Here is a 22,510-nt window from a genome sequence, read left to right on the forward strand (position 1 = left end):
GGAGATCCTGGACGCCCTGGCGGACCTGGTCGTCGTCGAGCACGGGTGGGCGATCGAGGCGCACCTGCCCCTGGAGGAGGCGCTGGTCGAGGTGCACCGCACGAACATGGCCAAGCTCGGCCCCGACGGGCTCCCGATCCTGCGCGCGGGCGACAACAAGATCCTCAAGCCTGCCGACTGGACCCCGCCGGACCTGGCCCGGGTCATCGCGCGCGCCTGACCCCCACGGGGACCTTCCTGCCCGCGCGCCCCACGAGGTGGGTGTCAGCACGGACCGACCTTGGAGCCAGCCATGTTCATCGCCACCATCAACGCCCCCGGCTACCTGCCCGACGGCGACCAGTCCCCTGCCGTCTTCGACACGGCAGCCGAGGCGTGGGCGTACCTGGCCGAGGAGCGCGAGCTCGCCCTGAACCTGGCCGACATGGTCCTGGCCGAGGTGGACCTGGCACCTGCGCCCGGGCGACGCCCCCGACCTTGCCATGAGCGAGCTGCGCCGGTTCGCGAACGTCGACCTGCCGGGCACCGTCTACGCGTCGAACTCGCTGAGCGGGGCAACCCACGACCTGGGCATGGCCTACTCCGTGGTGATCGCCGAGGACAGTGGCCTGTGATCGCGCGCCGCAAGGCCGGGTCGCACGCCCCGGTCGCCAACCCGGACCTGGCCCGAGCGATGCACGGGCTCCGTTCGTCCTCCGCGGCCTCCCCGCACGTCCCGGGCCCGCGCAAGGGCACCCGCCGCTCCAACGCCCGCCGCTCCAACGCCCGCCGCGAGATCCGCGAGCAGCTGCGGTGATCGCCGGTGCCAAGGCTGCGGCCGAGGCCGAGGGCCTGAGCCTGCGGTTCGTCGGCGGGCCCAGCGGTGATCGCTGGCGCCTGACCCCGGCTGGTGACGACGGCGCCTGGCTGCTGTTCGACGACGCGGGCACCGCACCGCACGTCGTGGAGATCATCAACGCGACCGGGGTGCGCGGCTGGGGCTCGCGCATGGTCCGCACCCTGGCCGGGCTCTTCCCCACCACGAACCGGTGGACCTCCACCGACGTCCTGGACACCGGCGTCCTGTTCTGGTCCGCGATGCAGACCGAGCTCGGCGTCACCTTGTTCACCGCCAGCGGGGTGCCCGCGCTCAGCACCCGGCGCGCGATCGTCGCCCGCCTGCTCGCCTGACCCCCGTCAACAACCAGGTACGGCCCCATGCTGCAGCAGGCAGGTACACCGGCCTGGCCACAACGGCCGGTCCTGGCCGAGATCTCTGACACTAGAACTCTCAGAAGCATGAACCGCTCGCAGGGCTCTCCTGTCTCCTCAACAATAGCTTTGCATTGCGCCGTCTGGAAGGCGCACATGAAGACACCCGGCCTCCGTTCGGTAATTTCCAGCGGCTACCGCCTGAACGATCTGAAGCAGTTCGTCATTGTTAACCCGAATGCTGACGTCCGAAATCAGCACACGGGCAAGCCGGCCGCCCACGATGCGCCAAATGTCCATCGACCGCTCTCCCGATGGGTCGTCGTCAAAGTCGACAGTCAACGTTTCATCCCCATCGTCAACCGTAACCCACACGGATTCCACTCCAGGAATAAGCGACAACTCGTCCGAAAAGTCCACTAGGCCTCCTCACCTCTGCCGAAATGGACCATAACCGAGGTCCAGGTGAACTTTGGTCTTACCTTCCTTATTCTTAATTGCAATGCGGAAGACCGTTCGAGCAACACTCGCCTTCTTCTTTGACAGCCCGGCAATTCGAGCAACCCTCACGCCTGACCATCCGACCTGAACCCTTCCACGGTTCCACGATCCCGCTTTAGCGCCGTTGCCAGTCTGATAGTCACCAAACAGACGACTCTTCGCCCCAAAGGCCTTTGATCTATATATACTTGCCCACTTCTTGGACTCTGAGAATAGCGCCCGATTCGATTTGGAAACTGCGATCATTTCTTTAACCGCGGGCGCCGCTGCCTTTGCAATCCGCACGGCCTTCACAGCGCCGATGGCCAGGCCAGCACCTACGGCAGACGCAACGATAGTTCCTGCCATCATTAGCGCCTTGCCCTTATTGCCAGAGGCGGCGTAGGCGACGGCGGAAATACCCGCCGCCGCCGCTCCGATGGGGCCCGGAATTATCGAGGCAATCTCTCCGACAACAGCGATCTTCTTAGCGAGACCGTTCCATGTCCAAGTGCCACCGAGGTCGGTGCAGTTGATGGGGTCGGCGTTGCAGTAGTCGTAGTTGTTGGCGGAGCCACCTGGGACTGGGTCGACGGACAGGAATCGGCCGGTGGCGGGGTGGTAGAGGCGGACGCCCATGAGGATGACGCCGGTGGGGGTGTCGGCGTTGCGTTGCGCGGCGCCGAGCCATCCGTAGCGGGCGGGTGGGGCGTTGCTCGTCGCCCCGCTGGTCATGGGTTGGGGGATGCCGAACTCGTCGAAGGATGTGAAGCGCAGCTCGGTGAAGGTGGCCGCGGTGGCGCCGTCAGCGATGGGGAGGGTGGCGGTGATGTCGCCGTGGAGGTCGACGAGTTGCAGGACGCGCTCGCCGGTCTTGCCGGTCTGGACGGCCAGTGCGCCGTCCATGCCTTCGACGTATCGGGTGAGGTTGTCTGGCAGGGTCGCGTCGTTGACGATCCAGGAGGGTTCGTCGCTGTCGCCGTCGTAGTGGTTGACGGTCTCAGTGGAGTTGGCCCAGGCGTTGTTGACCCATTCGAAGGTGTCTTGGGTGTCGAAGCGCATGAGGGGGTCCAGGCCCCACTGGGTGCGCTTGGTCCCGGGGACTTCCTGGGTCGCGACGAGGTCGTTGACGAAGTAGGACGTGGTCGCGGTCTTGGTGCCGTTCTCGGTGGGCATCGTGGTGATGCGCCCGAGCTGGTCGTAGGCCCAGGTGTTGCCGCCGGGCTCGGTGGTGGAGACCAGGCGGTCTGCGGTGTCGTAGGTGGAGGTGATCGTGGTGGCGCCGGTGGTCCCGGGGCATGCACCACCGGCCGTGGCGGTCGCCGTGGTGAAGGAGGTGCGGTTGGTGTGGTTGTCGAACCCGTAGGTGCGGGTCGTGCACTGGTTGGTCGCACCGGACGTGTCGTTGACCGAGGTCAGGCGCCCCAGGCGGTCGTAGGAGTAGTTGCGGATGCTGGTGGGAGTGGTGTGGGTGATCCATTGGCCGCGGTGGTTCTCAACGACCGAGTCCGCTGCGATCACCGTTCCGTCGCTGGTGCGGGTGTAGCTGCGGGCGACTGGGACCAGTGCGGTGTCGTAAGTCATGGTGAGGGTGACCCCGCCGGGCAGGGCCTGGGACTCTAGCTGACCGTCGGCACCCCACGTCGGTGTGATGGTTCCGGCGACCGAGTCGGTGAGCTTGGTGACGTACCCACGCGGGTCAGCGGCCCGGTCATACTCGTAGGACCGGGTGGTCCCGATGGAGTCAGTGACCTTGGTGGGTTGCCCGTACCGGTCGTACTCGGACTTCGTCCACCCGCCGTTGGCGTCGGTGTACTTGATCAGGCGCCCGAGGCGGTCGTACTCCTTGACCACGCTCGCGGTCTCGGCACCCGAAGCGTTGACCGAGGCGTTCTTGACGACGTCGCCCGTCGGCCCGTCATACGTCGTGGTCGTCTTGGCGATCGTGGCACCGGCTGCCGCGGTGTTACCCGCGATCTGTACCCCGGTGACTCGGTCGGCTGCGTCGTAGGTAGTGGTCGTGGTCCGCGTGACCAGGCCAGCACCAGCACCGGTGCTCTCGCTGATCACCGTCGGGGACCCGAACCCGTTGTAGGCCTCGGTGCGCTTGACCGTCAGATCCGCCGACATGCGGGCCGGGTCGTGCCCGGTGACCGGTCCCCCGGCGAAGGTCAGGCACGGTTGCCCCGCCCACTCCGGCTTGTTCTGGCACCGTGCGTCGGGAGCCTCGGTCCCCGCAGAGTAGAAGATCGACTTCACGGTCGCAGCATCGTTGCCCGTCGAGCCGGGCTTGCGGGACTCGATCGCACGGCCGCGCGCGTCGTACAGGACGACCGAGGACAGAGCGGTGGGCTGTCCGGCGTCGACCGTGATCCTGGTGGCCTGCTTGTGTACCCACCCCGACGTCGCGTCCAGTGCTGGTTTGCCGTCGATCGGCGTGTACTCGTTCTTGGTGACGATCGGGTCGATCAGTACATCAGCAACAGTGGCGAACGGGTCGATGCCCGCGCTCGTGCTCGTGGTGATCAGGTGCGCGGCAGCCCCCTCCGGGTTGCCCTCGTCGTAGAGGTTGAGCGTGCGGGGGCGCAGCAGGCGCACGTTGTTCGGATCGTTCGCGACCGCGAGCCGCTGGACCGGACCCGTCTCGGTCAGGACGTCGAGCCCGTCAGGGCTGTAGGTCGAACGAGCGTCGAGCAGGGTGGAGAGCTCCAGGCTGGTCTTGTTGTCCAGCCCCCAGTCCGTGAGCATGGCCGCGGCGTTCGGGAGCTTGCGCAGCGCCAGGAGGCGGTTGGTCGCGTCCAGGGTGCGCACGGTGTTGCCGAAGCGGTCGTACTCGGCCGTGTCGATGAAGCCCTCGGCCGGTGCGTTCTTCCCGGCTGGGCTCGCGGTGTTGACCTCGCGCCCCGAGGAGTTCAGGTAGTGCACCGTCGCGGGCTTGTAGCCGTCCTTCCCGGGGACGGTGTCTGTCGCGGTCGTGACCGCCGGGACGTCCTGCGGGCCGAAAACCGCCGTGGCGTCGCTGGGGCCGTCGGACTGCGCCCACGTCGCCAGCGCGGCAGCGTTCAGGTCGTAGGGGCCGCCCTTGGCGCGGGTCAACGGCACGTTGTACACGACCGTGGTCGTGTTGTCGGGGCCGAGCTGATCCTTGGTGCCCGGCGTCAGCGACGCGCGCGTGACCGACAACAACCGGCCAGGACCCGCGTCAATGAGGTCACCGGACCCCGTCTTGGACGCACCACCAGGACCGTAGGTGAACGAGTAGGGCTCCTCACCAGGGGCGGTGACCGTCGTCAGGCGTCCAGCGGTGTCGTAGGCGTACTTGGTGACGAGTGCAGGGGCTCCCGCGGCTTCGATGCGCGGGTCACGGGCCTCGACGAGCTGGCCCTTCACGTTGTACTTGTATGCGGTGATCGGGACCTTGACCACGGCGGTGCCGTTCCACGTCCACACCGACGCCCCCTTGACCTGCCCGGCGAAGTCGCCGGCAACCGCAGCAGTCGCGGTGGTGGACGTGGCGTAGTCCAGGTCCATGACCTCACACCCACGCGCCGGGGTCGTGCTCGTGCAGGCCTCTAGGTTGCCGGAGGTCAGGTTCACCCACCCGTCCACGCCCGGCTCGATCGGCGCGATGATCCGCGTCAACCGCTCGACTCCGTTGGTCGGCTTGTAGACATGCCGTGACTGGCCCGTTGCAGCGGGTGGAGCAGACGTCAGGACAGGGAAGTCTCCCGTTGTGCCGGGCCTGGTGAACAACGTGACCGTGCCGTCGATCTCGCTCAGCTTCCACTGGCTGGCCGAAACCTTCTCGAGCCTGAGGTCTTCGGCCCCTGGCTCGGGGAACCACTGCTCACCGTTGCCCTTGGTGAACCAGACCTCTCCCCCACCCGTCAGGTGAACCGCCGCGACATCGTCGTACGGTGTGGCGATCTTCGTGTACGCCGTCCCCGCATACCCGTCCACCGTCCCAGTGGCCCACTCCTTACCGAACGGAGCCCAGATCTGACGCACCGACAGGTCGTCGAAGTAGACCGGCTTGTTCGAACCGCCCGCGTTCCCATTGAACAACCGGATGAAGGCTTCCGTAGCGCCGGCAGGAACGGTGACATCGACCGAAACCTGCTGCCAGGTGTCGACCTTCGTGGGCCTTGGGGTGATCTGACCTGTCGCAACCGGATCGGAGTATCCGCTGCTCGTCTTCGAGGTAAAGCTGATCGCGTTCCCCTGGGGGTAGGCGGGAGACAGGCCCGAGGCGGCCGGTACGTAGATCCAGCCCGAGATGCGATAGGTCTGGCCAGGAACAAACCCAAGCCGGATCGCGCCCTCGCCCCCACCGACATGGGCATAGGTCGCTGTGGTCTGCAACGTTGGCATGACCTTGAACGAGGATCCGCCCGCGTGGTACCGGCTCGTGTCGACGGTCACCGACGCCGTTGCATCGTTGATACCTGCAAGGGTCGATCCATCTTGCTGGGTGGCGCTCAGCCGGTCTGTCTGGAGTTGGTAGCCGGAGTCGGTGTCGCGCGAGCTCGTGGATCGGACCATCGACAGGCCGAACTCCTCGGCGTCGGTCACTGACAACGAGTAGTCACCGGTCAGCAAGTTGACAGAGCCTGGGCCGATCGAGTCGGCGGCGGCGCCGTCGGCGTCCTTGTCGATCGTCAACGTGACCCACTGGGTCTCGGTCGGGTTGCCACCCGCCGAGCTCGTGGCGAGGATTGCGCGGACCTGGACAGGGCCTCCGTCGAACCCGGCGCTCATCATCGCGTCCCAGTTCACGTACTTGCCCACGGCAGGTAGCGATGTCCACCCAGATGCGAATGCCAAAGGGGCACCCGTCGAGCTGGTCAGGGCCCCCGGGTCGATCGCGATTCCTGCGCCGGAATCGGGACCGCGCCGCCATTCATACTTGATGTGGGTGTACGCGGTCTCCGGGCTCACGCCGTTCCACCCGACTTCGATCCGTGCACGGCGCGCGATCCGCGAACCGTCCTCGGGAGTGAGGATCCCGGCCTTGCCGACGTAGAAGGTGTACTTCGTGATCTGGCCAGAGAGCTGACCAGACCGATCGACTGCCTGCACCTGCAAGGTGTGCCGGCCCACCTTGTCGGGGACGACCGCCACCGTTGCCGCAGCGCCGCTGGTCGTCGGCAGCGTTGTCACCGGTGCCTTGTTCAGGCCCCACCGGTAGCCAGTGACCGTCGCGTCAGGCGATGGCATGGTGAACGTGAAGTTCCCAGAGGAGTTCGCGTCCTTGTGCCACTTGTTGTCTGCGGGGTAGTCGAGCGAGGTCACCAGCGGTGACGCGGGTGCGAGGCTGTCGATGCCGAACTCGTGCCATCCAGACCAAGGACCTTCACGCCGGTCATCACTCGACTTGACCCGGAACTTGTACGCCGTCCCTTCTGCCAACTTCCCCGCAGGGACAGTGATCTGCGCAACCGAGCCACTGGCGAGGTACAGCACGTTCTGGGAGTGGATGACCGTTCCTGGAATTGTGGCGACCTCGAACATGCCGTGGACCTTGTTGCCGTCCGGGTCCGAGATCGTTGCCGACAGCGTCGGCGTCTTCGACACCGTCCACGCCCCGCTCGTCCCCGGCCCAGGAGAGACCTTCAACCCCGAGGGGGTGTTCGGCGGATCGTTCCACGCAACGGTCACCGTGGGCACCCACGCGCCGTTGTCAGCCTGGTAGAACTTCTTCCACGCGTAGGTGTCGTTCTCGTTCTCCGCCCGGAAACCCAGCGTCAAGTTGCCGTGTCCGTTGGTCGCGGTCCACCCCATGATGCCCGACACGTCCGCATATACGAACGCACCAGCGCACCCACCACCACCAGCCGTCTGCCAGGACGTCGCCTGATGCGAGATCCACCCCGGCGGTGACGTCCATCGCGTCGCGGTGTTCACCGCCCCGACATGCCACACCTGCCATGGTCGCGCCTCGCACGAGTACGAGTGGAAGTTGAAAAGCTCCAGATCAGCCCACAAGACATCCTTGCCAGCGATCGCCGCCGTGGGGAACGTCGCGAACGACTGCGCCTTGACCGCTCCCCCGTTGTACGTCCCCAGGTGCATGTAGTAACGCCCGGAAGCATCGACCGACGAGTCAGACTGAATGTAGGTGTCGAACCCCATCGCGAGAACAATCGAGGGATCGATGACGACGGGGTACGTCGTCGCCGGGTCATCCAGCATCGCCTGAACACCATCAAGAGACACCTGGGCCTTAGTTGGCTCGATCACGTCAACACTTTGCTCAAGCGTGATCGCCTGCGCGAGGGGGTCGGCCTCAAGGTCTGTCGGCGGCGCCTGCGACCGTGACGGCGCAGGAACCTCGTCCACCGCGGGTGCCTTCGGGTCCTGCGACGCCTTCTTCACCTCCAGCACTTTGAGCTCGGGAAGAGGCGCCAGCCGCGCAGTGCGGTCGACATCAGCCTCTGGTGCCTCCAGCACCGGCTTGTCAAGCGCCCCATCGACCGTCGCATCCCATGCCTGCGGCGTAGCAGAAAGTGCCACAACCTCGCCGGACGGAACTCTCATCTCCAGGCCACCGTCAGCCGTTGCCGCGAGCTCCGCACCCTCGGTCGTCACCGTGAGAGGCAGTTCGATCGCGCGGGCAGCAGCAGCCTTGTCGCTCGCCACCAAGAACTGTTGGAACCCAGTCGAGGTCGCCTCGACCACCAGGTCGACCCCGGGCTCAACCGCCTCATAGGTGGCCCGGTTCCCCTCCAGCACTGGCACCGGCAGATCGCCGGTCCACTCGAGCGAGGACCGCACACCGGTCTCGGGATCGGTCACGCTCGCTAGCGCCACCGGCTTGGTTCCCGCGGCGGTCTCCCCCGCGAGAACCAGATCAGCAACTTGCGCCACCGGGCGCACCGAACCATCCTCCGCCGCAACCAGCGTCAGATCGACCGCAGCCCAGTCCTCAACCTTGGACCCGTCACCACCACGAGGAACCCACACCGGCCCCGAGCCAGACTGCGTCACCCCGTTCCCGTTCGGCATCACGTACGTCGAGGACGACTCGGTGCGCTCGCCGATCACCTCGACCAGCTCATCCTCCAACCGAGCGATCGCCCGCGCACTGACCAGATCAGGCGCCGACAAATACCCGGCCTCTGTCCGCTCGGGCTCGGGCACGGCGGGTGTAGCAGGTGCCGTAGCCGCAGAAGCAAGCACTTCACCCTGAGCCGGCAAAGCCGAAAGCCCCACGGAACCCACCGCGAGGGCCACCGTCGCCGCGACCGTCGCGACACCAGATCGCCAAGCACCAGGAACACCAGAGAACGAGACAAGAATGGCCACGGCCACCGCTCCAACTGTGCGGCCACCAGCAACCCTGCCAGCGGCACATCAGAACCCACACCCCCTCCGGGCGGGCCCCAACCTGGCTCACAGCACGCTCACAGCCCACGATGGTGACTGGAAACTAGCACTCCCAGACAACTTTCAGCCCACACATCCAGACGTGAGCCACGTCACAGACTGTGCGGCCGATGAACCTTGAGCAGACACGTCACAAGGCCGTCGGGGCCACCTCATTCTGGAGATGCTCATCGACACCCTCGCGATCCGGGCGAACGGGCCCGCGCCTGAGAAACACAGCTCGCGATCCACATCGGACTACCCCCGTCAATGCAGGGTGGGCCATCACGCCTCCGCGCCCTCTTCGGCGCACCCAACGGGGCCGGCAGCGGCACCGGTTGGTGTAGAAACGAGTCAGGGGCCGTTCCCCGATGTACGGGAAACGGCCCCTGACCTGCACAAACACTGTGGGCGATACTGGGTTCGAACCAGTGACCTCTTCGGTGTGAACGAAGCGCGCTACCACTGCGCCAATCGCCCGCTGCGACTCAACCTCTCGGTCGGGCCGTGCGTCCTGGAAGATATTAGCCGTATTTCGACCCAGATCGCGAACTGGCCTCCGGACCGGCCTCACAGCCCGACCTCACGGGACTCCCCCAGCGTAACGCCGCCGGTCTCGCAACGGCCTGTTTCCGGGGCTCAGCAGCGTCTCACGGTGCGCGGGCGAGCCCGGAGCCGGCGGGCAGCCGACCTCCGGCAGGCCGCCCGCCGGCGTGCACGCACCGCGTGACCTCACCCCAGCATCGCGCTCACGACCCCGTCACGGGTCCATGCGCTCCCGTCGCCGGCGGTCGAACAGCTCACGCGCCGCGAGCGACAGCTCGCCGGCTCGAACCGCGACGCCGTCGAGCGCGACCACGGGCTGGATGTTGCGCACGCTCCCCGCGAGGGCGAGGCCCACGCCGGAGGAGGCTCCGTCGTCGGGCCCTGGAGCCACGACCCGGTCGAGGACCGAGAACGGGAGCTCGGCCTCGCGGACGGGTAGCCCGTCCTCCGCGGCCCACTCGAGGAGGAGCTCGCGCGTGATGCCCGCGAGGCAGCCCGACGACAGCGGGGGCGTCAGGAGCTCACCGCCGACCTCGACGAGCACGTTGGCCCCCGTGCCCTCGCACAGCTCGCCCACGGTGTTGGCGAGGATCGCCTCGTCTCCCCCGCGCGCGACCGCGTCGGCGAGCGCGACCACGTTCTCGGCGTACGAGGTCGTCTTGAGCCCGGCGACGGCCGAGCGCTCGTTGCGCACCCAGGGCGAGCGCACGGCCCGCGAGGTCGGGCCGGGCGACGCGGGGCCCGCGGCGATCACGATGGTCTCCTCGCCGTCCTCACGCCCCGACCCCATGGGCCCGAACCCGCCCGTGACCGTGATGCGCAGGCGCCCCGCGCTCTCCCCTGCGGCGGCCAGGACCTGCGCGACGCCGTCGCGGATGCGCGCCTCGTCCGGCGCGGGCAGGCCCATGCCGGCCGCGGACCGGCCCAGTCGCCGCAGGTGGCGGGTCAGCGCGAACGCCTGCCCGCCGTACACGGCGCACGTCTCGAAGATCCCGTCCCCCACGGTCACCCCGTGGTCGAGCGCGCTCAGCGCCCGCTCCCGCGGCTCGACGAAGGACCCATCCACCCACACGACGATCGACATGACCTCAGTCTGCCGCAGCCTCGCCCGAGGCGAGCGCGACGAGCCGCGCGGCCTTGAGCTCGGTCTCCTCCCACTCCTCGACGGGGTCGCTGCCCCACGTGATGCCTGCCCCGGTCCCGAACCTCAGCTCGTCGTCGGCCCACCAGAACGTCCGGATGCCGACGGCCAGCTCGGCCTCGCTCGTGTCGCCGTCGACCCAGCCGACCGCCCCGCAGTAGGGACCGCGCGGGCCGCGCTCGAGCTCGGAGATGATCCGCAGCGCCGAGGACTTGGGCGCCCCCGACACCGAGGCGGGCGGGAACGTGGCCTCGAGCACCTGTCCCCACAGACCACCAGGGGCGTCCTGGGCGACCTGCACACGCCCCTGCACGCGCGAGACCAGGTGCACGAGGCCTGGGTGCGCCTCGACCGCGAGCAGGTCGGTGACCTCGACCGAGCCGGGTGCGCTCACGCGTTGCAGGTCGTTGCGCACGAGGTCGGTGATCATGACGTTCTCGGTGCGGTCCTTCTCGCGCAGCCCGTCCGCGGTGGCTGCGGTCCCCTTGATGGGGCCCGACGACAGCACGCCGCCCTCGAGCCGCAGGTACAGCTCGGGCGAGGCCGTCACGACCCACACGGGTTCGATCCCGCTCGCCGCGGGCACGTGGATCGCGCCCGCGTAGGGGGCGGGGTTGCCCGCGGCGAAGATCCGGGCGAGCGCCCGCGCGTCGGGCTCGCGGTCGCCCGCGGGCAGGGGGGCGGCCAGCACGCGGCAGATGTTGGCCTGGTAGACGTCCCCCTCGTGCACCGCGTGGCGGACGGCCGCCACGGCGGCCTGGTACTCGTCGCGGGACAGCGAGCTGCGCCAGGTGTCGGGGTGCGGCCCGCGCCACGCGCTCTCCCGGCCCGACGGCGCCACGCGCGCCGTCAGGTCGTCTCCGGTCGCCCCGTGGTCGCGTGCCTCGTGGTCGGCGAAGCGCCATGCCCGCGCGCGCCCCCCGTGCGCCGGGTCCTCGAAGTCGGCGACGACGAACCACAGCCCTTCGGCGAGACGGGCGGCGTCGACCGCGAGGTCGATGCACTCGACGGCCCCGAGAGCCTGGCGACCGGCGAACGACGCGAACCCCCTCGCATCGGAGTCCTCGTTCCCCTCGGGACCGGCCGCCGGCGCCACGCCAGGTCCGCCCAGCGCGGGGTCAAGTCCGTCCCCGCGCAGGTCAGAGCGCTGCGCGTCGGGCATCTCCGAGACACCCTGCGCCGCTCGAGAGCGTGACCCGCGCCTCATTCCGCCACCTCGATCCGAGCCGACGGAGCGTCAGGAAACCGCGGAACGGCGCGGGTCCTGGGGAATCTGGTTCGGAGTGCTGGCACCCCACAACGCTACCGAGCCGCGTGCGGGCCCTGGTCCGGTTGGACGCCCAGCGCTCTCGTCTACTAAAGTCTGTGACGCGCCGAAAAACGCCGGAGAGATCCGGGCGAGGTTCGGCAGTGCGGACGTGGCTCAGTGGTAGAGCATCACCTTGCCAAGGTGAGGGTCGCGGGTTCGAATCCCGTCGTCCGCTCGGACAAGTCTTCGGACTTGTCGGGTTCGAGTCCCTGGTGGAGTGGCCGAGAGGCGAGGCAGCGGCCTGCAAAGCCGTGCACGTGGGTTCGAATCCCATCTCCACCTCTCAGCAAGGCAGTATCCCTTGTGCTGTTCTCTCGCAGAACAGCCCTGGGCGATTGGCGCAGCGGTAGCGCGCTTCCCTGACACGGAAGAGGTCACTGGTTCGATCCCAGTATCGCCCACCACCACGAAGGCCGTCCCACCCGGGACGGCCTTTTGTCATACCCCCCCTCGGGCCCCGGAGCTCGCCGAGCACGACGACGAGTACTTCTCGACTCACGCCGAGCCGTTCGAGGGATCGCGTGCGACGCGACCCGTCCCTTGTCGCGGTGGCGGGTCGCACGTAGCGTCGGGAGCATGTGCCGCAACATCACCGCCCTGCGAGGGCTCGAACCACCCGCCACCGACGAGGAGATCCAGGCGGCGGCCTTGCAGTTCGTCCGCAAGGTCGCCGGGGTCCAGAGCGTCAGCGCAGCGACCCGTGCGCCCATCGACACGGCCGTCGCCGAGATCGCCGCGACCGTCACACGGCTGCTCGCCGAGCTGCCCGAGCGCCGTCAGCCACCGAGCACGGTCCCCCCGCTGCGCCGGGCCGAGGTCCGGGCCAGGATCGCTGCACGCGAGGCCGCCGAGGCCGCGCACGAACGAGCGCACGAGCTGGGCCTCGTCCACGAGCACTGAGGCCGGTCCACGGCGCACCGGCCCAGGGAACCTCGTGCGCGACGCCCTCGTTCACCTCACGTCCCGCGCGAGCGTCTAGGCTCGTCGGGTGGACTCCCCCGCCAACGAACCCGTCAGCGCCTCGATGCGCCGCGCCAAGGCCGAGGCCCGCACCTCGCACGTCACGATCGGCCATGTCCGACGGGTCGCCGACGGCCGGGTGACGATCGACTGCTCGTGCGGCATGCAGCTCACCAACGGGCCGGACTGGTCGCTCGACGAGCACATCCGGCTGCACCGGGCCGAGGCGCGCTACGTCGCGCTGAGCAAGGTCGCGCCTGCCGGCATGCCGCGACTCGTCGCCGTGGACCAGGACCGGCTGCCGACGCTCGGCTAACAGTCGACCGGCACGACCGACTCACGGTCCGACGTGCCGTCAGAAGCCCGTCAGAGCTCGTCCGGGTCGTCCCACGACCGCCCGCTCGACATCCCGTCGGTGGCCCGCCGCTCCTCGTCGGCGAGCGACTGCGGAGCCTTGGAGGCGTCCCCGCCCTCGCGGACGTCGGCCTCTGCCTCCTGTTCCAGGGTCAGCCGGGAACGCGGGGAGATGCGTGCGGACGAGACGTCACTCTCGTTCAGGTCGACCGCGTCAAGGGCGCGGTCCTCGCTCGTGCTGCTCATACCCCTGGTCTAGCAGGTCCCACGGCCCCACGCACGGCTCCGCGCCGACCAGGACAGAGCTGCGGCGGCGAGATCACCCGTCACGGCTGGTCGGTGAGTCGCAGCCGGGAGCGATCGGGACGAGATCCGCGCTTGGCACACTATTTCTGCATCGGAGTGACGATTCATCCGGATGCCGGCATCCGTCTCCTCGTGGCTCTCCGCTACCGCACAGCGCATCCGGGTCCGGGGTGCCGCTCCGTCGTCGTGCCCCGAGGCGCGCTCGCGCTCCCCCCGGGCGATACTCGGGCCATGGCTGCCCCGGCGTCTCCCCGGGCCCCCTGGGGCCTCTTCCCCACCCTGCACGGCTACCGCATCGCGTCGCTGCGCACCGACGTGCTCGCCGGCCTCACGGCCGGCGCCGTCGTGGTCCCCCAGGCCATGGCGTACGCGACGATCGCCGACCTGCCCGTCCAGTACGGGCTCTACACGTGCATGCTCCCGATGGTCGTCTACGCGGCCCTCGGCGGATCGCGCGCGCTGAGCATGTCGACCACCTCGACCATCGCGACCCTCGTCGCGACGTCCCTCGTCGGCCTCTCGACCGTCAGCGGCGGTGGCGACTCCGAGGCGCGGATCCGGGCCCTCGCGACCCTCACGGTCCTGGTCGGGGCCATGCTGCTCGTCGCCCGCGTCCTGCGGCTGGGCTCGCTCGTGCAGAACATCAGCCACGCGACGCTCACGGGCATCAAGGCGAGCGTCGGCCTGACCGTCGCGGTCGGGCAGGTCCCCAAGCTCCTCGGCGCGCGCGAGACGCTGCACGGGCACGGGTTCGTCCCCGAGCTCCGCGCGGCATTCCGCGCGTTCTCGGACGTCAACGGGACGACCGTGCTCCTCTCGGTCGCCTCGCTCGCGGTGCTCGTCCTCGTCAGCAGGGTCTGGCCCCGGCTCCCCGCCCCCCTGATCGTCGTGACGGGCGGCATCCTCGCCGCGACGTTCGGCGGCATCACCGACCGCGGCGTGAGCCTCGTCTCCCCGATCCCTGCCGGTCTGCCCGCGATCGTCCTCCCCCGGCTCGGCGACGTGCCCCACCTGCTGCCCGCGGCCGCTGCCATCGCCATCATGGCCTTCCTCGAGTCCGTCGCGGTCGCCCGCGAGGTCCGCAACCGCAAGGACCCGCGCATCGACCCCGACCAGGAGCTGCTCGCCGTCGGGGCGGCCAGCCTCGTCGGCGGGTTCACGGCCGTCATCCCTGCCGCGGGCGGCTTCTCCCAGTCCGCGGTCGCCCAGCGTGCCGGTGCCCGGAGCCAGGTCGTGAGCGTCGTGACCGCGCTGCTCGCGGTCCTCGTGGCCCTCTTCCTCGCCCCCGTGCTCGACCACATGCCCGAGGCGACCCTCGGCGCGGTCGTGCTCGTGGCCACGCTCGGACTCGTGGACGTGCGCGAGTTCCGGGCCCTGACCCGCTTCGACATGTCCGAGCTGTGGATCGCCGTCGCGACCACGCTCGTCGGGCTCCTCTCCGGGCTCCTCGCGGGTGTGGCCGCGGGCGTGCTCATGACGCTCTTCATCGTGCTGCGCGACCTCGACCGCCCCCAGGTCGAGGTCCTGCGGCACGGCCCCGGCGGGTGGGAGCCCGCGCCGGACGAGCCGTTGCAGCACGACGCCCCGACGGCGGGCGGCGGCGTCTCGCACGCCGCCGGCACCACGAACCCCACGAGCGACCCGGGCCCCACAGACACGAGCACGGGCCTCCTCGTGCTCCGGCTCCGCGGCATGCTCTACACGGCCAACGTGCGTCCCACGGTCGAGCGCACGGCACAGCTCGTCCGGGCCGCGAGCGCCCGAACCGTCGTGCTCGAGGTGAGCGCCATGGACTGGGTGTCCTCGACGGTCGTCGACGAGCTCGAGGACCTCGACGACGAGCTGGCCGAGAACGGCTGCCGACTGTTCCTCACCGGGGTCGCGCCGGTGCTCGAGCCGCGGCTGCGCGCCTCGGACTGGTTCCGCGAGCTCGAGGCCCAGGGCAGGGTCGTGAGCACGATCGACGCGGTGGAGGTCGCGGGGCGCGCACCCCACCCCCCGGAGACGACGACCCCGGGGCGCGCGACGTCGTCGGGCGCCGACGTGCCTCCGGACGGCCCTGGCACCCCCTCCGCGAGCGCCCCGTCCTGAACCTCGGGGGCGCGCCGTGGGCGACAACGGGCGCCCGGGATGAAAGGGTCGACCCATGCAGACCTGGCCGGGCCGACCGTATCCGTTGGGCGCGACGTTCGACGGGACGGGGACGAACTTCGCCCTCTTCTCGGAGGTCGCCGAGAAGGTCGAGCTGTGCCTGATCGGCGACGACCTCGACGAGGAGGGTCGCCCCCGCGAGACGCGCGTCCTGCTCGAGGACGTCGACGCCCACGTGTGGCACGTCTACCTGCCGGGCCTGGGCCCGGGCGTGCGCTACGGCTACCGGGTGCACGGCCTGTACGACCCGGCCGCAGGCCACCGGTGCAACCCTGCGAAGCTCCTGGTCGACCCGTACGCCAAGGCGATCGACGGGCAGGTCGACGGCGACGAGTCCCTGTTCTCCTACCGGTTCGGTGAGACGCCGGCCGTGCAGGCCGCGACGGGCGGCGCCCTCGGGGCGGTCGCCGGCGGGTCCGAGGGCAGCTCGCCCGACGGCACCGACGACGAGCAGCACGAGTCCTCCGGGGAGCCCCCGGCCCCGTCCTCGCCGAGCAACACCGAGGACTCGCTCGGGCACACCATGCTCTCGGTCGTGGTCAACCCCTTCTTCGACTGGGGCCACGACCGCCCGCCCCAGCACGACTACCACGACTCGGTCATCTACGAGGCCCACGTGCGGGGCATGACCATGCTCCACCCCGACGTGCCCGACGAGCTGCGCGGGACGTACGCGGGCATGGCCCACCCGGCCGTGGTCGAGCACCTGCGCGCCCTGGGCGTCACGGCCGTCGAGCTCATGCCGGTGCACCAGTTCGTCAACGACCCGAGCCTGGTCGCCAAGGGTCTGTCGAACTACTGGGGCTACAACACCATCGGCTTCTTCGCGCCCCACAACGGCTACACCGCGTACGGCACGCGCGGGCAGCAGGTCATGGAGTTCAAGGCCATGGTCAAGGCGCTCCACGAGGCCGACATCGAGGTGATCCTCGACGTGGTCTACAACCACACGGCAGAGGGCAACCACCTGGGTCCCACGCTGTCGTTCCGCGGGATCGACAACGCCGCGTACTACCGGCTCGTCGACGGCGACGAGGCCCACTACTTCGACACGACGGGCACGGGCAACTCGCTGCTCATGCGCTCGCCCCACGTGCTCCAGCTCATCATGGACTCGCTGCGGTACTGGGTCACCGAGATGCACGTCGACGGGTTCCGCTTCGACCTCGCCGCGACGCTCGCGCGCCAGTTCCACGAGGTGGACCGGCTCTCGGCGTTCTTCGACATCGTCCAGCAGGACCCGGTCGTGTCCCAGGTCAAGCTCATCGCCGAGCCCTGGGACCTGGGCGACGGCGGCTACCAGGTCGGCGGGTTCCCTCCCCTGTGGACCGAGTGGAACGGCCGCTACCGCGACACCGTGCGCGACTTCTGGCGCGGGGAGCCCGCCATGCTGCCCGAGTTCGCGAGCCGCCTGACGGGGTCCTCGGACCTGTACGAGCACTCGGGCCGCAAGCCCATCGCGTCGATCAACTTCGTCACGGCCCACGACGGCTTCACGCTGACGGACCTGGTGTCGTACGACGAGAAGCACAACGAGGCCAACGGCGAGGGCGGGGCCGACGGCGAGAACCACAACCGCTCGTGGAACTGCGGCGTCGAGGGCCCCACCGACGACCCCGAGGTCCGCGCGCTGCGGGCGCGTCAGCGCCGCAACTTCCTCGCGACGCTCCTGCTCTCCCAGGGCGTCCCCATGCTCTCCCACGGCGACGAGATCGGCCGCACCCAGCGCGGCAACAACAACGGGTACTGCCAGGACAACGAGATCACGTGGATGGACTGGGGCGGCGCGGACGGGCTCGACGAGGAGCGCAGCAGCCTCCTGGACTTCGCCCGCCGCATGGTCGAGATCCGGCGCGCGCACCCGTTGCTGCACCGGCGTCGCTTCTTCCAGGGCCCCGCGGGCACGCCCGACGGCGAGATCCCGGACATCGACTGGTTCGACCTCTCGGGCAGCCGCATGGACTCGACCGACTGGAACCAGGGGTACGCGCAGTCCGTCATGGTGTTCCTGGGCGGGGACGACCTGCCCGAGCGGGACCGGCGCGGGGAGCCCATCGTCGACGACTCGTTCCTGCTGCTGCTCAACGCCTCGGACCGCGCGCTCGACTTCACGCTGCCCGTCGCGGCCTACGGTGCGACGTGGCGCACGCTCGTGAGCACGGCGGACGGGGCCGAGCCGGAGCCCCTGACGTACCGCGCGGGCGACCACCTCACGGTCTCGTCGTTCGCCACGGTCCTGCTCGTGCGAGCCCAGGGAGAGGCGCACGCCGGATGACCTCGCGCTACCGCAACACCGCCAAGCCGCCCGACGACGCCCCCATGATCCCCGTCCCCGGGCCGCGTCCCGTCGTCTGGGCCCCGCGCGCCCGCACGATCGAGGTCGTCCTGCCCCGCAGGGCACCGCACGACGAGGACGGCGCAGGGACCGACGCCGCTCCCGGGGACGCCGCAGAGCCCGAGCGCCGACCCCTGCGCCTGATCGGGATGCACGTGCCCAACTGGTGGGGAGCCGACGACGAGCTCGCGCCGGGCACCGACTACGGGTTCTCGATCGACGGCGGCCCGCCGCTGCCCGACCCGCGCAGCCCCCGCCAGCCGCACGGCCTGCTCGGCTGGAGCCGCTCGTTCGACCCCGCGTTCGACTGGACCGACGAGGCGTGGCAGGGGCCCGACGCGCGGGGCGCGGTCCTCGACGTCGACGTCACGACGTTCACCCCCGAGGGCACGCTCGATGCAGCCGCCGCGCGACTCGACGCGTTGTCGGCGCTGGGCGTCGCGGTCGTCGAGCTGCGGACGATCGGGTCGGTCGCGGGCGTGCTGTGCCCCCATCTCTACACGGTGTGCGAGGAGATCGGCGGCCCGCGCGCGCTCCAGCGGTTCGTCGACGCGGCCCACGCGCACGGGATCGGCGTCTCGCTCGGGGTCGCCTACCACCGCGCCGCCCCCGGGGCGGCCTTCCTCGAGGCCTACGCCCCCTACCTGGCGCCGCTGCGGACCCGGCGGCGCACGCCCGGCTCTCCCCTGCCCTCGCTCCCCCTGCGGGACGAGCCGGCCGCCGATGTGCCGGCAGACCTGCCCTCAGGGCGCCGGATCAACCTCGACCGGGCCGGCAGCAGGGAGGTCCACGACTGGGTCGTCGACAGCGCCGAACGGTGGTTCGACGACTTCCACGTCGACGCGCTGCGCATCGCCCGGGTCCAGGACCTCGCCGACGCCTCGCCCGTGCACCTCCTGGTCGAGGTCGCGCGGACGGCGGACGCCGCGTCGCTCGCGCACGGGCGCCCCGTCCGGCTCGTGGGCGAGTGCGAGACCGCGGAGCCCCGGCTGCTCGTCCCGGCCGAGCAGGGGGGCCGGGGACTGGGCACCCTGTGGGTCCGTGGCCTCGAGCGGTCGTTCCACGCCCTGGTCGCGGGCGCCCGCGAGGGTGACGCCACGTGGTTCAACGCCCTGAGCAGGATCCTGACCATGCCGGACGCCGCGCAGATCATGCTCGGCCTCGAGTCCACGGAACGCGTCGACGAGGACGGGCAGGCGATCGTGACCGCGCTGCTCCTCGCCTCGGCGTTCGTCCCCCGCCTCGAGGAGCCCGCGACCGACCGCCTGCGCGCCTGGACCAGCACGCTCCTGGGCCTGCGCCGCGCCGTGCGGGACGACGCGGTCCTCATCGTGCGCCGGGGTCCGGGAGGCGTCGTGCTCGTCCAGCGCGGGAACGTCGTCACGGTCGTCAACGTGGGGCCGCACCCGCGGACCGCGCTGCTCCCCTCGTCCCGTCGCGCCTGGAGCGTGGCCGCCCGGTGGTCGTCACCGAGCGAGCCTGCAGACGCTCCCGGCCCTCCCCGAGCAGTGGACCCAGCCGACCGTCCCGGCACCGCCGACATCCGCGGCACTGCCGGCACCGCCGCCCGCTCCCGGCCCGACCACGCGAGCGCGCGCCATGATCTCGAGCCCCTCGCACCGGCCCCCGTCGACGAGTCGTCCGTGCGCGTCGCGGGCCGTTCGGCTGTCGTCCTGACCTCGAGGTGACTAGCCTCACCCGCATGGGAAAGCACTCGTCCGGCTCGGCCGGACCCGCATCAGCGCCCGAGGACACCGCGGCCCGGTCCGGCGCCAAGAAGGTCGCCGGCTGGGACGTGCCGCCCGTCGAGTCGCTGCGCGCACCACGCGGGTTCGACCTCGCGTCGTTCGACCGCGCCTCGACCCCCGGGTGGTCCCAGGGGCGCAAGCAGGCCGAGCGGTTGCTCGACGCGCACGCCGACGAGCTCTCCGACCTCCAGGAACGCCTGTTCGCCGAGGGCCGCAGCGGCGGCAGCCGGTCCGTCCTGCTCGTCCTGCAGGGTATGGACACGTCGGGCAAGGGCGGGATCGTGCGGCACGTGATCGGCCTGGTGGACCCGCAGGGCGTCCAGCACACGTCGTTCGGGGTCCCCACCACGGAGGAACGCGAGCACGACTACCTGTGGCGCATCCGCCGCGCGCTGCCGGACCCCGGGTACCTCGGGGTCTTCGACCGCTCGCACTACGAGGACGTCCTGGTGGCCCGTGTCGACGAGCTGGTCCCGCCGGACGTCTGGGAGGCGCGCTACGAGGAGATCAACGCGTTCGAGCAGGAGCTCGTCGCGGGCGGCACGACGATCGTCAAGGTCGCCCTCTTCGTGTCCCTCGACGAGCAGAAGGCTCGGCTGCGCGACCGGCTGGAGCGCCCCGAGAAGCACTGGAAGTACAACCCGGGCGACATCGACGCACGCAAGAAGTGGCCCGCGTACCAGGAGGCGTACCAGGCCGTGATCGACCGGACGAACACCGAGATCGCCCCGTGGCACGTCGTGCCGGCCGACTCCAAGTGGTTCTCACGGCTCGCGGTCTCCGAGCTCGTGCTCGACGCGCTGCGACGCCTGGACCTGGGGTGGCCGCCCGCCGACTTCGACGTCGCGACCGAGCTCAGGCGGCTGGAGTCCGCGTGAGGGCGCGTCCGTCCTCGGCGAGCGAGCCCAGCCGGGACAGTGCCCGGAAGTACTTCTTGCGGTAGCCGCCGCGCAGCATCTCCTCGGTGAACATCGCGGCCTCCGCGCCGCCGCTCCCTGCTCCTTCGCCCGGGCCGCCCGCGAGCAGGACCGGCACGTCGCGGTCGTAGAGGCGGTCGACGAGCACCACGAGCCGCAGCGCGGCCGACTGCTCGGTCACGGGGTGGACCCCCGTGAGCGCGACGAGCGTGACGTCGTCGAGCATCGCGCCGTACTTGCTGGGGTGCACGTGCCGGAGGTGGCCGAGCACGTCGTCGAGCGAGTCGAGCGTCGCGCCCGGGTGGCTCGCCGCGACCTGCGCGACGACCTCCGCGGGCAGGGGCTGCGTCTCGGTCACGACCGCGCGGTGGCGGTAGTCCTCGCCGTCGACCCGCATGACCTCGAACCGGGCCGCCATGGCCTGGATCTCGCGCAGGAAGTCCTCGGCCGCGAAGCGCCCCTCGCCCAGCGAGCCGGGCAGCGTGTTGGACGTCGCGGCGAGCGCGACTCCCCGGTCCGCGAGCTCGCGCAGGAGCCGGGACATGAGGACGGTGTCGCCCGGGTCGTCGAGCTCGAACTCGTCGATGCAGACCAGCCGCTTGGTCGCGAGCGCGTCGACCGTGGCCTGGAAGCCCAGGGCCCCCACGAGGTTGGTGTACTCGACGAACGTCCCGTAGGCCGCGTCGGGGCCCACCGCGTGCGCGAGCGAGGTCAGCAGGTGGGTCTTGCCGACACCGAACCCGCCGTCCATGTAGATCGCAGGCACGGCCTTGCGCTTGGCGAACAGGCCGCGCACGCCCCTGCCGGACGTGCCCGGGGCGAGCTGCGCACCGACCTCCTCGAGACGGGCGACCGTCGACGCCTGGCTCGGGTAGGCCGGGTTCGCGCGGTACGTCGCGAAGCGCGCGTCGGCGAAGTGGCGCGGGGGAACGAGGTCCGCGAGCAGCCGCGTGGGCGGCACGACGGGCCGGATGTCTGCGAGCGCCCGCACGCGCACCGTGCCCTCGGCGCCCGCGCCCGGCAGGCTCGCCGTGCCCGGTGCGGGCGAGGCGGCGGTACGGGGCGGGTTCGACGAGTTCGACGGGGTCCCGGCGAGATCGGGAGGCGCAGCAGTCACGAGGATCCAGCCTACGCGCACTAGCCTGGCGGGATGAGCGCTGTGTCGGACGTCACCCCATCACCCCCTGCCCCGTCCCTCCCTGCGCTGGACGTGCTGATCGGGCCGGGTGGCGCGGGGCACCTCGCCGGGACCCGGCTCGAGGTCACGCCCGGCGAGGAGGAGCTCGCGGCGTTCTACGCGTCCCCGCCGGGCCTGCACGTGCGCGCGAACATGGTCTCGAGCGTCGACGGCGGCGCCTGGGGTCCGGACCACCGCTCGGGAACCATCAACGACGCGGCCGACTGGCGCGTCTTCCGGGTGCTGCGGGCCCTCGCGGACGTCGTGCTCGTGGGGGCGGGTACGGCACGGGCCGAGGGCTATACCGCGCTCGACGTCCCGCGCGGGCTCGAGCACCTGCGCGCGGGGCGCGGGCCGCTCGAGCTCGCGGTCGTCACGCGCAGCGGCCACCTGCCCGCGTCGCTGGCCGGGGGCGCGCGCCCGCCGTTCGTCATCACGGACGAGCACGGGGCGGGCATCGCCCGGGCGAGCGTGCCGGCGGACCGCATCCTCGTCGTCGGGCCCGACGACGAGGATGCGGTCCGCCGGCA

General features: G+C 70.3%; 17 protein-coding genes and 4 tRNA genes. 14 read left to right on the top strand and 7 right to left on the bottom strand.

The features are described from left to right. The 4 genes from OERS_RS21640 to OERS_RS18175 form a co-directional block, all read left to right on the top strand. Positions 1-220 (top strand): hypothetical protein (locus OERS_RS21640; protein ID WP_457920625.1); only part of this gene is annotated, 220 nt, incomplete at its 5' end. Between the two features lie 262 nt (positions 221-482). Beyond that, positions 483-614, top strand: a complete 132-nt coding sequence (locus OERS_RS22315) for a hypothetical protein (RefSeq protein ID WP_282956073.1) — start codon at positions 483-485, stop codon at positions 612-614. Continuing rightward, positions 611-796 carry a hypothetical protein gene (locus OERS_RS18170; RefSeq protein WP_068627482.1) on the top strand — a complete coding sequence of 62 codons (186 nt, stop codon included), beginning with the start codon at positions 611-613 and terminating at the stop codon, positions 794-796. The genes OERS_RS22315 and OERS_RS18170 overlap by 4 nt, the downstream gene beginning before the upstream one ends. After that, complete coding sequence (locus OERS_RS18175; protein ID WP_068626607.1) at positions 793-1,170, top strand: hypothetical protein; 378 nt, start codon at positions 793-795, stop codon at positions 1,168-1,170. Before OERS_RS18170 ends, OERS_RS18175 begins: the two co-directional genes overlap by 4 nt. Before the next feature lie 138 nt (positions 1,171-1,308). Here OERS_RS18175 and OERS_RS21310 read toward each other — a convergent pair whose 3' ends face one another. The 5 genes from OERS_RS21310 to OERS_RS18195 all read right to left on the bottom strand — a co-directional run bounded on the left by OERS_RS21310 (position 1,309) and on the right by OERS_RS18195 (position 11,885). After that, positions 1,309-1,611 carry a hypothetical protein gene (locus OERS_RS21310; RefSeq protein ID WP_139107932.1) on the bottom strand — a complete coding sequence of 101 codons (303 nt, stop codon included), beginning with the start codon at positions 1,609-1,611 and terminating at the stop codon, positions 1,309-1,311. 9 nt (positions 1,612-1,620) lie between these two features. Beyond that, positions 1,621-8,982 (bottom strand): RHS repeat domain-containing protein, encoded by a 7,362-nt coding sequence (locus OERS_RS18180; protein WP_169834248.1) that lies wholly within the window; start codon positions 8,980-8,982, stop codon positions 1,621-1,623. A gap of 462 nt (positions 8,983-9,444) precedes the next feature. Beyond that, positions 9,445-9,516: transfer RNA gene (locus OERS_RS18185), tRNA-Val, on the bottom strand. 280 nt (positions 9,517-9,796) lie between these two features. Next, positions 9,797-10,666, bottom strand: coding sequence for an aminotransferase class IV (locus OERS_RS18190; protein ID WP_068627484.1), 870 nt, complete (start codon positions 10,664-10,666; stop codon positions 9,797-9,799). A 4-nt stretch (positions 10,667-10,670) separates the two neighbouring features. Then, the gene (locus tag OERS_RS18195) at positions 10,671-11,885 is read right to left on the bottom strand and encodes a chorismate-binding protein (protein ID WP_083201600.1); all 1,215 of its coding nucleotides are present in this window, start codon (positions 11,883-11,885) and stop codon (positions 10,671-10,673) included. Between the two features lie 250 nt (positions 11,886-12,135). Here OERS_RS18195 and OERS_RS18200 point away from each other — a divergent pair. The 5 genes from OERS_RS18200 (at position 12,136) to OERS_RS18220 (ending at position 13,308) form a co-directional block, all read left to right on the top strand. Next, positions 12,136-12,207 (top strand) — tRNA-Gly (locus OERS_RS18200). Positions 12,208-12,243: 36 nt separating this feature from the next. Then, positions 12,244-12,314: transfer RNA gene (locus tag OERS_RS18205), tRNA-Cys, on the top strand. A gap of 47 nt (positions 12,315-12,361) precedes the next feature. Continuing rightward, positions 12,362-12,436, top strand: a tRNA-Val gene (locus tag OERS_RS18210). Between the two features lie 172 nt (positions 12,437-12,608). Next, the gene (locus OERS_RS18215) at positions 12,609-12,932 is read left to right on the top strand and encodes a DUF2277 domain-containing protein (protein WP_068627485.1); all 324 of its coding nucleotides are present in this window, start codon (positions 12,609-12,611) and stop codon (positions 12,930-12,932) included. Positions 12,933-13,020: 88 nt separating this feature from the next. Further along, positions 13,021-13,308, top strand: a complete 288-nt coding sequence (locus OERS_RS18220; protein ID WP_322788314.1) for a hypothetical protein — start codon at positions 13,021-13,023, stop codon at positions 13,306-13,308. A gap of 50 nt (positions 13,309-13,358) precedes the next feature. On the opposite strand, the gene OERS_RS18225 is transcribed toward OERS_RS18220, so the two are convergent. Continuing rightward, complete coding sequence (locus OERS_RS18225; protein ID WP_056650073.1) at positions 13,359-13,592, bottom strand: hypothetical protein; 234 nt, start codon at positions 13,590-13,592, stop codon at positions 13,359-13,361. A gap of 291 nt (positions 13,593-13,883) precedes the next feature. Here OERS_RS18225 and OERS_RS18230 point away from each other — a divergent pair, with 291 nt between their 5' ends. From OERS_RS18230 to OERS_RS18245, 4 genes are read left to right on the top strand one after another with little or no spacing between them, the layout of a single operon-like run. Then, positions 13,884-15,743, top strand: coding sequence for a SulP family inorganic anion transporter (locus OERS_RS18230; protein WP_068627486.1), 1,860 nt, complete (start codon positions 13,884-13,886; stop codon positions 15,741-15,743). A gap of 55 nt (positions 15,744-15,798) precedes the next feature. After that, positions 15,799-18,078: a glycogen debranching protein GlgX gene (gene glgX / locus OERS_RS18235; protein ID WP_068627487.1), complete on the top strand. Its 2,280-nt coding sequence runs from the start codon at positions 15,799-15,801 to the stop codon at positions 18,076-18,078. After that, on the top strand, positions 18,075-19,826 hold the full coding sequence (locus OERS_RS18240) for an alpha-amylase family protein (protein WP_068627488.1): 1,752 nt from the start codon (positions 18,075-18,077) through the stop codon (positions 19,824-19,826). Before glgX ends, OERS_RS18240 begins: the two co-directional genes overlap by 4 nt. Positions 19,827-19,840: 14 nt before the next feature. After that, positions 19,841-20,764, top strand: coding sequence for a polyphosphate kinase 2 family protein (locus OERS_RS18245; RefSeq protein ID WP_083201601.1), 924 nt, complete (start codon positions 19,841-19,843; stop codon positions 20,762-20,764). On the opposite strand, the gene zapE is transcribed toward OERS_RS18245, so the two are convergent. Continuing rightward, positions 20,742-21,827 carry a cell division protein ZapE gene (zapE, locus tag OERS_RS18250; RefSeq protein WP_068627491.1) on the bottom strand — a complete coding sequence of 362 codons (1,086 nt, stop codon included), beginning with the start codon at positions 21,825-21,827 and terminating at the stop codon, positions 20,742-20,744. The genes OERS_RS18245 and zapE overlap by 23 nt on opposite strands. Before the next feature lie 126 nt (positions 21,828-21,953). On the opposite strand from zapE, the gene OERS_RS18255 reads away from it, so the two are divergent. After that, positions 21,954-22,510, top strand: a 557-nt coding sequence (locus OERS_RS18255) for a dihydrofolate reductase family protein (protein ID WP_211268517.1), incomplete at its 3' end; no start/stop codon positions are given.

Source organism: Oerskovia enterophila (assembly GCF_001692445.1).
Taxonomy (GTDB): Bacteria; Actinomycetota; Actinomycetes; order Actinomycetales; family Cellulomonadaceae; genus Oerskovia; species Oerskovia enterophila.

Coding starts and splice junctions, on each gene's coding strand:
- OERS_RS22315 (WP_282956073.1), top strand. CDS start 483: ATGAGCGAGCTGCGCCGGTTCGCGAACGTCGACCTGCCGGGCACCGTC.
- OERS_RS18190 (WP_068627484.1), bottom strand. CDS start 10,666: ATGTCGATCGTCGTGTGGGTGGATGGGTCCTTCGTCGAGCCGCGGGAG.
- OERS_RS18195 (WP_083201600.1), bottom strand. CDS start 11,885: ATGCCCGACGCGCAGCGCTCTGACCTGCGCGGGGACGGACTTGACCCC.
- OERS_RS18215 (WP_068627485.1), top strand. CDS start 12,609: ATGTGCCGCAACATCACCGCCCTGCGAGGGCTCGAACCACCCGCCACC.
- OERS_RS18225 (WP_056650073.1), bottom strand. CDS start 13,592: ATGAGCAGCACGAGCGAGGACCGCGCCCTTGACGCGGTCGACCTGAAC.
- OERS_RS18230 (WP_068627486.1), top strand. CDS start 13,884: ATGGCTGCCCCGGCGTCTCCCCGGGCCCCCTGGGGCCTCTTCCCCACC.
- glgX (WP_068627487.1), top strand. CDS start 15,799: ATGCAGACCTGGCCGGGCCGACCGTATCCGTTGGGCGCGACGTTCGAC.
- OERS_RS18240 (WP_068627488.1), top strand. CDS start 18,075: ATGACCTCGCGCTACCGCAACACCGCCAAGCCGCCCGACGACGCCCCC.
- OERS_RS18245 (WP_083201601.1), top strand. CDS start 19,841: ATGGGAAAGCACTCGTCCGGCTCGGCCGGACCCGCATCAGCGCCCGAG.